We start from the raw sequence: 12,479 nt of genomic DNA, 5'->3' as shown, positions 1-12,479 counted from the left end.
CTCCACAGGTTCTTGCATGACTGCCTCCGGCGAGACGCCCAACGATGTGCCGACCGTGCTCGTCCGTGATCAGCGGGGGCGCCAGCTGCTGTGTTTCCTCGAGCAGCTGATCCCCCTCGACGGCCACGACTACGTGCTGCTGACCCCGATCGACACCCCCGTGTGCCTGTTCCGGCTCGAGGACGACGGCGAGCCGGAGCTGATCGACACGGTCGATGCGACCGAACCGATCCTCTCCGTCGCCGATGTGGTGCTCCAGGAGCACGACCTCACCCTGGTGCGCTCGGCCGTCACCCTCACGGTGAGCGGAGAGCTCGACGAACCGGATCCCGACGAACTGGAGGGGGATGAGGCGGATGACGACTCCGAGACCTATGAATTGCTGGTGAGCTTCCTGGCCGACAACCAGGAGTACGGGCTCTACATTCCCCTCGATCCCTTCTTCGTCGTGGCCCGGATGGACGGCAAGGCCGCCGTGCTGGTCGAAGGGGAGGAGTTCGATCGGGTGCAGCCCCGGATCGAGGCCGAGCTGGAGGAGCGGGAGGGCCTGGCGTGAGCCTGCGTCAGCTGCTGCGTCCGAACTGGTTGCTGGATCGGACACTGGCGGAACTGCCGCTGCAGGACCTGCTCGATCAGGACATCCGGGCCCTCGTGCTCGATGTGGACCGCACCCTGCTGCCCCGCGGCGGGGGCTCGACCCTGCCCCAGAGCGCCGGACGATGGCTGCACGCGGCCCGCCAGCAGCTGCCGATCCACCTGCTCAGCAACAACCCCTCGAGGCAGCGGATCGGCGCCGTGGCCCAGGCGCTCGACCTGCCCTTCACCACGTCGGCCGGCAAGCCCCGGCGCAGCGCCCTGCGGCGGGTGCTGAGCCAGTTCGATCTGCCCCACCATCAGGTGGCGCTGATCGGCGATCGGCTGTTCACCGACGTGATCGCCGGCAACCGCCTCGGCCTGTTCACCGTGCTGGTGAAGCCGATCGACCCCGAGGGGCGCCCCTGCCAGCGCGACCGGCTCCAGAAGCTCGAGCTGCGCATGGCCCACTGGCTGGGGGCGGGCCTGGGCTGATGGACCTCCTGTCCCGATGACCAGGCTCGCCATGCGTCGCGTCGTGAAGGTGGGCACGAGCCTCTTGCGCGGCACCGCCGCGCGGCCCACCACGGCGGTGATCGCGGATCTGGCGGCCAGCCTCAACCGCGCGCACCGGCGGGGGGAGGCCATCGCCCTGGTGACCAGCGGAGCCGTGGGACTCGGCTGTGCCGCCCTTGAGATGGGCGGGCGCCCCACCGAGGTGGAAGCGCTGCAGGCCGCCGCTGCCGTGGGCCAGGGCCGGCTGATGGCGCTGTACCAGGACGCCTTTGCCGTGCGGGGCCTGAAGGTGGCCCAGGTGCTGGTCACCCGGGGCGACCTCGCCTCCAGGCGCCGCTATCAGAACGCCTGCCGCACCCTGGAGCAGCTGCTGGCCTGGGGCGTGGTGCCGGTCGTCAACGAGAACGACACCCTGGCCACCGACGAACTCCGCTTCGGCGACAACGACACCCTCTCGGCCCTGGTGGCCGTCGCCGTCGGCGCCGATGAGCTGATCCTGCTCACCGACGTGGATCGCCTCTACTCGGGAGATCCGAGACGCGACGCGGGCGCCGAACCGATCGAGGAGGTGCGCGATCTGCAGGAGCTGGAGCGCCTCAGCCACGTGGCCAGGGGCGGGGGCCAGTGGGGCACCGGTGGCATGACCACCAAGCTGGCGGCCGCACGGATCGCCACCTCCAGCGGCATCCGGGTGCGCCTCGCCGATGGGCGTGATCCCGCGGTGCTGGATGCCCTGCTCGCCGGGGAGCGGGTCGGCACGGTCTTCCAGCCCTCCACGACTCCCCTGCCCGACCGCAAGCGCTGGCTGGCCCACGCCCTGCTGCCCCGCGGCAGCGTGCGGCTCGATCCCGGCGCTGAACGCGCTCTGGTGCGGCATGGGGCCTCGCTGCTGGCGGTGGGGGTCCAGGCGGTGGATGGGGACTTCGGCCCCCGCGAAGCCGTGCGGCTGCTCGCCAGTGACGGCCGGGAACTCGGCCGCGGCCTGGCCACCCTCGGCAGCGCGGAGCTGCGGCAGTTGATGGGTCAGGCCGGAGTGGAGGTGGTGCACCGCGACCAGATGGCCCTCACCCTGACCCCTGAGGCCTCCGACGACTCCCTGGCGGGCCACTGAGCCCCGCAGCGACCGCCCTACGATCCCGGCCAGCCTGTTCCCGTGGCCATGCGCTTCAGCGACCTGCTCAGCCTGCTGAGCGAAGTCCGGGCCGCAGGTGGACCCGAGGGCGTGGCCCACGATCTGGGCGACGCCACCCCCCTGCGGGGTGCCGCAGCCCTCGATCAGGCGGGCCCCGGCGAGCTGAGTTTCCTGGAGTCCGGCCATGCCCTCGGGGCGGCCCTGGCCGCCAGCGGTGCCAGCGCCGTGCTGCTGCCCGCCCATGGCGAGGGGGCCGAGCAGCTGCAACACCAGGCCCGTGCCCGGGGCATGGCCTGGGTGGCCCTGAAGGATCCCCGCCTGGCCTTTGCCGAGGCCCTGGAATCCCTCTACCCCCCCCGGCCCCTGGCGGCGGGGGTGCATCCCAGCGCCGTGGTCGATCCCTCCGCCGTGGTGGGAATGGGCAGCCACATCGGCGCCCGCGTGGTGGTGGGAGCCGAGGTGACGATTGGACCGGGCTGCACCCTCCATCCGGGCGTGGTGCTCTACGAAGACGTGCATCTCGAGGAAGGCTGCACCCTGCATGCCGGAGCGGTGCTCCACCCCGGCACCCGTCTGGGCAAGGGCTGTGTGGTGCACTCCAACGCCGTGATCGGCAGTGAGGGGTTCGGCTTCGTGCCCACGGCCGGGGGCTGGCGGAAGATGCCCCAGACCGGCAGGGTGCGGCTGGAGGAGGCGGTGGAGGTCGGCTGCGGCAGCACCATCGACCGCCCGGCCGTCGGGGAGACCCGGATCGGCGCCGGCACCAAGATCGACAACCTGGTGCACATCGGCCATGGCGTGACCATCGGTCGGGGCTGCGCCCTGGCCGCCCAGGTGGGCATCGCCGGCGGCGCCCGGCTGGGGGATGGGGTGATCCTGGCGGGCCAGGTGGGCCTGGCCAACCGGGCCGTGATGGGCGATCGCTCGATCGCCTCCTCCAAGTCCGGCATCCACGGCGAAGTGGCCCCCGGCGAGGTGGTGAGCGGGTATCCCGCCATCCCCAACCGCCTCTGGCTGCGCTGCTCCGCGGCCTTCAGCAGGCTGCCGGAGATGGCCCGGCAGCTGCGCCAGCTCGACAGGCGTCCGGGCGATCAGCCGCCAGGCTGATCGGGGCCGGCGCAGGGCTGCGACCTAACCTCGCGCCACTCTCCTGAGGGGCTGCCTTCGGCAGCGCCACCCCCGCCACCATGACCTCCAGCCACCGGATCACCCTCCTCGCCGGCGACGGCATCGGTCCGGAGATCATGGCCGTGGCACGCCAGCTGCTGGATGCGGTGAGCCGGCGCCACGGCTTTGCGCTGGCTTACGACGAGCAGCCGATGGGCGGCGCCGCCATCGACGCCACCGGGATGCCCCTGCCGGACACCACCCTGGCCGCCTGCAGGGCCGCCGATGCGGTGCTGCTGGCGGCCATCGGCTCCCCCCGCTTCGACAGCCTTCCCCGGGAGCGGAGACCGGAGTCGGGGCTGCTTGCCCTGCGGGCCGGCCTGGGCCTCTTCGCCAACCTCCGTCCGGTGAAGATCATCCCCGCCCTGATCGGGGCCAGCACCCTGCGCCCTGAGGTGATCGAGGGGGTCGATCTGATGGTGGTGCGGGAGCTCACCGGCGGGGTGTACTTCGGGACCCCCAAGGGCCGGGTCGAGGCGGATGGCCAGATCCGGGCCTTCAACACCATGGCCTACAGCGACTTCGAGATCGACCGGATCGCCAGGGTGGGCTTCGATCTGGCCCGCCAGCGCCGCGGCCGTCTCTGCAGCGTCGACAAGGCCAACGTGCTGGATGTGAGCCAGCTGTGGCGTGACCGGGTGGAGAGCCTGCACGGCGACAGCTACGCCGATGTGGCCCTGAGCCACATGTACGTGGACAACGCCGCCATGCAACTGGTGCGGGATCCCCGCCAGTTCGACGTGCTGCTCACCAGCAACCTGTTCGGTGACATCCTGAGCGACGAGGCCGCCATGCTGAGCGGCTCGATCGGCATGCTGCCCTCCGCCTCCCTGGGCAGCACGGGGCCGGGATTGTTCGAGCCGATCCACGGCTCGGCCCCCGACATCGCCGGCCAGGACAAGGCCAATCCGATGGCGATGGTGCTCAGTGCCGCGATGATGCTGCGGGTCGGCCTGCAGCAGGACGCCGCCGCCGCCGACCTCGAGGCCGCCGTCGACAGGGTGCTGACGACCGGCTACCGCACCGGCGACCTGATGGGCGACGGCTGCACCCAGCTGGGCTGCCAGGCGATGGGGGAGCAACTGCTGGCGGCGCTGGACGGCTGAGCCACCCCGCCGGAGCAGCTGGAGGGGGTCCGGCGACCTGCCAAACTCGCCGGAGTTTCCCTGATCCCTGCGCATGTCGAAGCGTCATCCGGTCGTGGCCGTCACCGGTTCCTCAGGCGCCGGGACCAGCACGGTCAAACGGGCCTTCGAGTACATCTTCACGCGGGAGGGCATTACGCCGGCCGTGGTGGAGGGCGACAGCTACCACCGCTACGAGCGGGGCCCGATGAAGGAAGCCATGGCCGCGGCGGTGGCCAAAGGCGAGAACTTCTCCCACTTCGGCCCCGAGGCCAACCTCTTCGACAAGCTTCAGGAGCTGTTCCACACCTACGGCGAGACCGGTGGCGGCCAGAAGCGGTACTACCTCCATTCGGTCGAGGAAGCCGCCGAGCACAACAGCCGGCTGGGCACCAGCCTCGAGCCCGGTCAGTTCACCCCCTGGGAACCAATCCCCGGCGCCACCGATCTGCTGTTCTACGAAGGGCTGCACGGCGGCGTGGTCGGCGAGGGCTACGACGTGGCCTCCCTGGCCGACCTGCTGGTGGGCGTGGTGCCGATCACCAACCTGGAGTGGATCCAGAAGATCTCCCGCGACAATGCCGAACGGGGCTATTCCGCCGAAGCCACCGTGGACACCATCCTCCGGCGCATGCCGGATTACATCAACCACATCTGCCCGCAGTTCAGCCGCACGGACATCAACTTCCAGCGGGTGCCGACCGTGGACACCTCGAACCCCTTCATGATCCGGAACATCCCCACGCCGGATGAGAGCTTCGTGATCATCCACTTCCGCAAGGGTGCACGGGAGAAGTGGGGCATCGACTTCACCTACCTGCTCGACATGATTCATGACTCCTTCATGTCAAGCCCCACCTCGATCGTGGTGAACGGCGGCAAGATGGGCTTCGCCATGGAGCTGATCCTGACCCCGATCATCCATCGCATGATCGAAGACAAGCGGAAACTGGGATGACGGAGGGGCGCGAACCCGCTCTCTGCGTTTAGTCTGGGCCGATGAAGTCGGAGGCGGTGAGGCCATTTCCAACGCCACACCCAGCCCATCCTGCCCTTCTTTCCTGATCACGGGAGCAGCCGCTTCGGCTGCTCCCAACCTTCGTCTGGACCGGATCAACAGCCAGCTGGTCCTCCAGCTGGCCCGTCGCGCGATGTTCCACTACATGGAGCGTTGTCCCGGAGGAGCGGAACCCTGCGGGGTGGTCCTTCAGGGCGATCGGGGCCGGGTGGTCTTCGAACAGCCGGTGCTCCTGCCGGAGGAGCAGTTCATTCCGATCGACCTGATCCGCGGCCGCAACCCGCGGGGAGGCGGCAGCCGGGTCCGCTGGACACGTCCGTTCTGAATACGTCCGTTCTGAATCCGCCGGACCCGTTCCGTTGACGCCCCTTCACCGCTGACGCCACTTCCCTCCTGACGCCATGGCGCCCGATCCGCTGTTGCTGATGGTCCCGAGGCCATCCCCCTTCTGGCTCTGGCTGGCCTGCCTCCTGGGTGCCTGCATCGGCAGCCTCCTCAACGTCGTGGCGTGGCGCCTGCCCCGCGAGGAATCCCTCGTGCGCCCGCCCAGCCATTGCCCCCACTGCGGCACCCGCCTGCGCTGGCACGACAACATTCCCGTGCTGGGCTGGCTGCTGCTGCGGGGGCGCTGCCGCCACTGCGGGGCGGCGATCAGCTGGCGCTATCCCCTGGTGGAGCTGCTCACCGCGGGGCTCTGGGTGGCGGCCCTGCTCGCCACCCCCAGTGCCATGGGCCCCGATCCGCTGCCCTGGACCCTGGTGGCCGCCGGCTGGTTGCTGCTGAGCTGGTTGATCCCGCTCACCCTGATCGACCTGGACCGCCTCTGGCTGCCTGAGCCCCTCTGCCGCAACGGCCTGCTGCTGGGCCTGGGCTGCACCGCGCTGATCGGTTTCGCCCAGGGTGAAGGGGTCGGCAGAGACCTCCTGTTCCACCATCTCGCCGCCGCTGGGGTGGGCCTGCTGGGCTTCGAGAGCGTCAGTGCCATCGCCGAAAAGCTGGCCGGCCGACCGGCTCTCGGCCTCGGGGATGCCAAGCTCGCAGCCCTGCTGGGGGCTTGGCTCGGTCTGACGGGGCTTGGCCTGACCGTGGCCCTGGCGGTGCTCGGGGGGGCGGCCGTGGGCATCGTCGGTCGACTCAGCGGACGGCTTGGCCCCCTGCAGCCCCTGCCCTTCGGCCCCTTCCTCACCGCCGGCGGCGCTGCGGTGTGGCTGCTGGGCCACGACTTCTGGCTCCACCAGCTCGGCCTGGCCTTCTGAGCCCACCCCCTACGGATCGCTCGGAGCCCAACAGGAGCCGCAAACGTCTGCCGCCTTAAATGGTCGGAATGCCCGTGCATCCCCTGCCGACCCGCTGATGTCGCTGTTCGATTGGTTCGCTGATCGCCGCAAGGTGCCGCCGGTGGTGCGCGCCGCCCAGGAGGTGGAGGAAGGGGATGGTCTGTGGAGCAAATGCCCTGATTGCGGCCTCGTGGTCTACCGCAAGGATCTGATCGCCAATGCCAGTGTCTGCAAGGGCTGCGGCCACCACCACCGGATCGACAGCGAGGAGCGCATCCGTCTGATCGCCGATCCCGGCAGTTTCGAGCCCCTGGACAGTGACCTGGCTCCCACCGATCCGCTCGAGTTCAAGGATCGGCGCAGCTACGCCGACAGGATCCGGGACAGCCAGCAGAGCACGGGGCTCAACGATGCGGTGATCACCGGTCTCTGCCGCACCAGTGGGATGCCCCTGGCCCTCGGGGTGATGGACTTCCGCTTCATGGGCGGCTCGATGGGATCGGTGGTCGGCGAGAAGCTGACCCGTCTGATCGAAGCGGCCACCCAGCGGCGCCTGCCGCTGCTGATCGTCTGCGCCTCCGGCGGTGCCCGCATGCAGGAGGGCATGCTGAGCCTGATGCAGATGGCCAAGATCTCCGGTGCGCTGCAGCGCCACCGCGACGCCGAGCTGCTCTACATCCCCCTGCTCACCCACCCCACCACAGGGGGGGTCACCGCCAGCTTCGCCATGCTGGGGGACCTCATCCTGGCCGAACCCAAGGCCCTGATCGGTTTTGCCGGCCGGCGGGTGATCGAGCAGACCCTGCGCGAGAAGCTGCCGGAGGGCTTTCAGACCGCCGAGTACCTGCAGGACCACGGCTTCGTGGACGCGATCGTCACCCGGCCCGATTTCCGCGCCACCCTGGCCAACCTGCTGCGGCTGCATGGCTGTCGCGAGGCCGTCGGGATGGAAGGAGCGGCATGACGGTGCTCCGCTCCGGTCTTGCCCTGCTGCTGTGCCTCCTGGTGCACCTGCCCCTGGCCGGGATGGCCACGCCGCGTGCCCTGGCCGCCTCGGTGGATTGGCGGGAGGTGCCGGCCAACGCCGACGGGCGGCAGTGGTGGGACGCCGGCAGCCTGCGGCTGAGCCGCGCCGGCAATCTCTCGGTGCTGAGCCGGTTCCAGCCGGCCAGCGAGGCCGACCGGCCCCGCCTCGGGGATCTCTACGTGATGGAAATCGACTGCGGCCAGAAGCTGTACCGCGACACCTCGGTCAACGGTGTGCCCCGCTTCGGTGCCGAATGGCAGCCCGCCAGCGGTGATGACCTGATCAGCGCGGTGATCGACGCCAGCTGCGCGGCAGGGGCCTCGCTGTTCCAGGCTGCCTGAAGCGACGCTCCTGAACCATGACCCTCCCCGCCGCCGCCGCCCGGCCCCTCGGGGTGGCGATCGCCGGCCTCGGCTTCGGTGAGAAGGTGCATCTGCCGGCCCTGCAGGCCTGTGCCACCACCGAGCCCGTCGCCCTCTGGCATCCCCGTGCCGATCGGCTGGAGTCCGCCTGCCGGGCGGCCGGGCTGCCCGGGCAGACGGACTTCGGCGCGCTCCTGGCCGACCCCGCGGTGGAAGCGGTGGTGATCGCCACCCCGCCGGAGCCCCGCTTCGAGCTGGCCAGGCAGGCCCTGCTCGCCGGCAAGCACCTCATGCTCGAAAAGCCGGTGGCCCTCTCGGCCACCGAGGCCGAGGAGCTGCAGCGGCTGGCGCTCGCCCAGCGGCTGACCGTGGCCGTGGATTTCGAGTACCGGGCCGTGCCGTTGTTCCAGCAGCTGGCGGACCTGCTGCGCAGCGGTGTCCTCGGCGAGCTGGTGCTGGTCAAGCTCGACTGGCTGATGGGCAGCCGGGCCGATGCCACCCGCCCCTGGAGCTGGTATTCCCAGGCCACCGCGGGGGGAGGGGTTCTCGGCGCCCTCGGCACCCACGCCTTTGACCTGCTCCACTGGCTGGTGGGACCCACCCGGAACCTGCGGGCTCAGCTGAGCACGGCGATTGCCGAACGACCCCTGCCGGATGGGGAGGGGCGGATGGGCACGGTTGACGCCGAGGACATCGCCCTGGTGCAGCTGGAGCTGCAGGGCGCGGACGGGCGGATGGTGCCGGCCCAGCTGAGCCTGGCGTCGGTGACCCGCCAGGGGCGGGGTTGCTGGCTGGAGCTCTATGGACGGGAGGCCACCGCGGTGCTGGGGTCGGACAACCAGGCCGACTACGTGCACGGCTTCAACCTCTGGCTGGCCCGGGGCGGCGAGCCCCTGCGCCGCCTGGAACCCGACCCGGACCTGGCCTTCCGGCGAACCTGGGAGGACGGCCGGATCGCCCCGGTGGCCCGGCTCCATGGCTGGTGGAGCGATGCCGTGCGGGAGAGACGTCCGATGGTGCCCGGCCTGGCGGAAGGGGTGGTGAGCCAGCGCTGCTGTGACCGGGCCCGCCAGGACTGAGGCGGCGGCTCGCAAGGGCTGAGGCGGCGGCCTGCCAGGGCGGCAATCCGCATCCGGACTCGCCCGGGCGCCACCGGCCAACACCTCCGCAAATCGGTAGCAACCGCTACAGTTCAACCACGTTGACCGGGGGCCCCATGGCCCCTCTGGCGGAAGTAGGGATCCACCGGGAAGTCCCGTTCACCCGAAGCAACGCGCCATCCAACCCGAGCCCGCTCTCACCGGAGGCACGTCCATGTCCATCACCACAGCCAGACAGCTGGCCCGCCAGGCCGAAGAGGCCCGCCGCGCCGCCAAGCAGCACGGATTCACGCTCCAGTCCCTGCGCAAGCAGCGGCTGATCGACTGATCCTTCGTCCCCTGCCTCCCCCGGCCGCCGATGACGGCCGGGGGTTTTCTGTCGCCTGCCGCCGCGGCGACGGCGACTGAGACCCGTGAGGCATCACCTAGACTCCCCCGCAGTTCCCACTTCCGACTGCGAGGTTTCCCATGGCGCTCGTTCCGCTTCGGCTGCTGCTCGACCATGCCGCTGAAAACGGCTACGGCATCCCTGCCTTCAACGTGAACAACCTCGAGCAGGTGCAGTCGATCATGGAGGCGGCCTACGAGACCGACAGTCCGGTCATCCTGCAGGCCTCCCGCGGCGCCCGCCAGTACGCCGGTGAGAGCTTCCTGCGTCACCTGATCCTGGCCGCCGTGGAAACCTATCCGGACATCCCGGTGGTGATGCACCAGGACCACGGCAACAGCCCCGCCACCTGCTACGGCGCCGCCGCCAACGGCTTCACCTCGGTGATGATGGACGGCTCGCTGATGGCCGACGCCAAGACCCCCGCCAGCTACGAGTACAACGTGGCCGTCACCAAGGAAGTGGTGGACGTGGCCCACGCCATCGGCGTGAGCGTGGAGGGCGAGCTGGGCTGCCTGGGCTCCCTCGAGACCGGCATGGGTGAGGCGGAGGACGGCCATGGTTTCGAAGGGAAGCTCGACCACAGCCAACTGCTCACCGACCCCGCCGAAGCCGCCGACTTCGTCGCCAAGACCAAAGTCGACGCCCTGGCGATCGCCATCGGCACCAGCCACGGCGCCTACAAGTTCACCCGCAAGCCCACCGGTGAAGTGCTGGCGATCAGCCGCATCGCCGAGATCCACAAGGCCATCCCCAACACCCACCTGGTGATGCACGGCTCCTCCTCGGTGCCCCAGGAGTGGCTGGACATGATCAACCAGTACGGCGGTGCCATCCCCGAGACCTACGGCGTGCCCGTGGAGGAGATCCAGGAAGGCATCCGCAACGGCGTTCGCAAGGTGAACATCGACACCGACAACCGCCTCGCCTTCACCGCTGCCATCCGTGAAGCCGCCGCCAAGGATCCCGCCAACTTCGATCCCCGCCACTTCAACAAGCCCGCCCGGGCCTACATGAAGCAGGTGTGCCTGGATCGCTACCAGCAGTTCTGGTGCGCCGGCAACGCCAGCAAGATCAAGCAGCGCGACATCAACTACTACGCCGGTCTGTACGCCAAGGGCGAACTCGATCCCAAGGTGGCCGTCGCCGCCTGAGGCGATTGATCCGCCACGGATCCAGCCTGGGTCCGGCATGCCTCCAAGGGTCCTGCGGGGCCCTTTTTTGATGCGTCCCGATGGCCTGACTGGTTCCCGCAGGTCGTGATGGCGGTCAGACCGGTGGAACGATCGGCGAGGCCTCGCTGGAGCGGCCCGGATCCAGCAGGGCCTCGATCGCCTCATCGAGGGTCGCCTCCATGGCGATGCGGGAGCTGTCACTCACCACCACCCGGGTCAGGGTGGGCAAGCCACCCGCCCGGGCCCGCAGATACACCGGCTCGACATAGAGCAGCGCATCGCCGATCGGCACCACCAGCAGATTGCCCTGGATCACCTCCGATCCGGCGCGGTTCCACAGTCCGAACTGCTGACTGATCCGCGGGTTCTGGTTGATCAGCGCCTGCACTTGCTCCGGCCCATAGATCGGCAGCTGGCTGGGGAACCGCAGCAGGGTCAGTTCGCCGTAGTGGGGGGCGTCGCTGCGGGCCGCCAGCCACCCCACCAGGTTCGGGCGGGACAGCGGCGTCAGGGGCTGCAGCAGCAGGAACTCGGGCTCGGTCTGCCCCGGGAGCTGGGCACTGATGTGATACGGCTCCACCGGGACCTGCTCCTCCCCGTAGAGCTCCTTGGGAACCTGCCAGACATCGTCACCGCTGTAGAAGATGCGCGGGTCGGTGACGTGGTAGCGAAGCAGCTGGGTCGTCTGGAGCTGAAACTGCCAGCGTGGGTACATGATGTGGGCCCGGATGGCCGCCGGCATGGCCTCCAGGGGCCGGAACAGCTCGGGGAACAGCCGCTGCCAGCTGCGGATCAGCGGATCCTCCGGTTCGGCCACATAGAGCACCATCTGGCCGGTGAAGGCATCCACCACCACCTTCACCGCATTGCGCACGTAGCGGATGCTGGGCTCCCCTGGCACCGGCGCGCTGTAGGGGTAGTAAGGACTGGTGGTGAAGCCGTCGACGATCCAGTACTGGTGATGCTCGGAGCGGAGCGGGGGGGAGTCCTCGATCCGGACCGACACCAGGTAGGGCTCGGCCTCCCAGCGCACGAAGGGAGCCAGGGTTCGAACCCGGTCCCGCACCTCCCGGTGGAGGAGAAGACGGGTCGCGGCATTGAGCTCCCCCCGCACCAGCAGCTTGGGCTCCCCGAGGTAGATCGCGGCCGCCACCCGCTGCCAGAAGCGGCCCATCGGCACCCCGGCCCCACCGCTGTAGTGGATGTAGAAATTGTCGTCTCCCTGGGGATAGTTGAACTCCTCCACCGCAGTCGGAGCGAGGGCATAGGGGGAGGGCAGGGAGCCGAAGTAGAGGAAGGGATCCTCGATCGGGACCACGGCCTTCACCTCCTCCCGGCTGATCCCGAGAGCCTGGTTGCCTTCGATGCGGGTCGAGGGACCCAGGTCGGAGATGAAGAAGTCGGGCAAGCCCGCCGGTCCGCTGGTGTTCACCGGCGAGAGGGTGAAGCCGTTGCCGTGGGTGAACACCAGATGGCGGTTGAGCCAGGTGCGGGCCTGGCGAGGCAGGGCCGCCTGATCCAGCTCCCGGGCGGCCATGATCACCTGCTGGCGTCCCAGGCCGGACCTGGGCTGCAGCGGATAGCGGTCCACCGCGGGCTCGGAGAAGCGGTAGTACACCC

Annotated in this window: 12 protein-coding genes, 1 pseudogene and 1 riboswitch; of the genes and pseudogenes, 12 read left to right on the top strand and 1 reads right to left on the bottom strand. The window is 69.6% G+C overall.

The features are described from left to right. Nucleotides 1–16 precede the first annotated feature (16 nt). From ACLNEE_RS08780 to fba, 12 genes and pseudogenes are all read left to right on the top strand, one after another. Nucleotides 17–556, top strand: a complete 540-nt coding sequence (locus ACLNEE_RS08780; RefSeq protein WP_411421429.1) for a DUF3727 domain-containing protein — start codon at nt 17–19, stop codon at nt 554–556. Then, complete coding sequence (locus ACLNEE_RS08775; protein ID WP_411421428.1) at nt 553–1,068, top strand: YqeG family HAD IIIA-type phosphatase; 516 nt, start codon at nt 553–555, stop codon at nt 1,066–1,068. Before ACLNEE_RS08780 ends, ACLNEE_RS08775 begins: the two co-directional genes overlap by 4 nt. A gap of 16 nt (nt 1,069–1,084) precedes the next feature. Further along, nucleotides 1,085–2,200, top strand: coding sequence for a glutamate 5-kinase (gene proB / locus ACLNEE_RS08770; protein WP_411421427.1), 1,116 nt, complete (start codon nt 1,085–1,087; stop codon nt 2,198–2,200). Between the two features lie 48 nt (nt 2,201–2,248). Then, on the top strand, nt 2,249–3,328 hold the full coding sequence (gene lpxD / locus ACLNEE_RS08765) for a UDP-3-O-(3-hydroxymyristoyl)glucosamine N-acyltransferase (RefSeq protein ID WP_411421492.1): 1,080 nt from the start codon (nt 2,249–2,251) through the stop codon (nt 3,326–3,328). An 80-nt stretch (nt 3,329–3,408) separates the two neighbouring features. Next, nucleotides 3,409–4,494 carry a 3-isopropylmalate dehydrogenase gene (leuB, locus tag ACLNEE_RS08760; protein WP_411421426.1) on the top strand — a complete coding sequence of 362 codons (1,086 nt, stop codon included), beginning with the start codon at nt 3,409–3,411 and terminating at the stop codon, nt 4,492–4,494. A 73-nt stretch (nt 4,495–4,567) separates the two neighbouring features. Next, nucleotides 4,568–5,470 (top strand): phosphoribulokinase, encoded by a 903-nt coding sequence (locus ACLNEE_RS08755; RefSeq protein WP_411421425.1) that lies wholly within the window; start codon nt 4,568–4,570, stop codon nt 5,468–5,470. Between the two features lie 205 nt (nt 5,471–5,675). Then, complete coding sequence (locus tag ACLNEE_RS08750; RefSeq protein ID WP_411421424.1) at nt 5,676–5,855, top strand: hypothetical protein; 180 nt, start codon at nt 5,676–5,678, stop codon at nt 5,853–5,855. 76 nt (nt 5,856–5,931) lie between these two features. Further along, nucleotides 5,932–6,786 carry a prepilin peptidase gene (locus tag ACLNEE_RS08745; RefSeq protein WP_411421423.1) on the top strand — a complete coding sequence of 285 codons (855 nt, stop codon included), beginning with the start codon at nt 5,932–5,934 and terminating at the stop codon, nt 6,784–6,786. Between the two features lie 97 nt (nt 6,787–6,883). After that, nucleotides 6,884–7,732 (top strand): annotated as a pseudogene (gene accD, locus ACLNEE_RS08740) (acetyl-CoA carboxylase, carboxyltransferase subunit beta); the annotation flags it as partial. A gap of 35 nt (nt 7,733–7,767) precedes the next feature. Then, nucleotides 7,768–8,175, top strand: a complete 408-nt coding sequence (locus ACLNEE_RS08735; RefSeq protein WP_412006999.1) for a hypothetical protein — start codon at nt 7,768–7,770, stop codon at nt 8,173–8,175. A 17-nt stretch (nt 8,176–8,192) separates the two neighbouring features. Further along, on the top strand, nt 8,193–9,275 hold the full coding sequence (locus tag ACLNEE_RS08730; RefSeq protein ID WP_411421421.1) for a Gfo/Idh/MocA family protein: 1,083 nt from the start codon (nt 8,193–8,195) through the stop codon (nt 9,273–9,275). Nucleotides 9,276–9,393: 118 nt separating this feature from the next. Continuing rightward, nucleotides 9,394–9,474, top strand: a riboswitch (Glutamine riboswitch). A gap of 290 nt (nt 9,475–9,764) precedes the next feature. Further along, nucleotides 9,765–10,838 (top strand): class II fructose-bisphosphate aldolase, encoded by a 1,074-nt coding sequence (gene fba / locus ACLNEE_RS08725; RefSeq protein ID WP_411421420.1) that lies wholly within the window; start codon nt 9,765–9,767, stop codon nt 10,836–10,838. A 115-nt stretch (nt 10,839–10,953) separates the two neighbouring features. On the opposite strand, the gene ACLNEE_RS08720 is transcribed toward fba, so the two are convergent. Continuing rightward, on the bottom strand, nt 10,954–12,479 hold a 1,526-nt coding region (locus ACLNEE_RS08720), incomplete at its 5' end, for a UPF0182 family protein (protein ID WP_412006998.1).

The sequence above is a fragment of the Aphanothece stagnina RSMan2012 genome, from assembly GCF_046764815.1.
Lineage (GTDB): Bacteria > Cyanobacteriota > Cyanobacteriia > PCC-6307 > Cyanobiaceae > NIES-981.
This window is presented reverse-complemented; position numbering and strand designations above follow the sequence as displayed.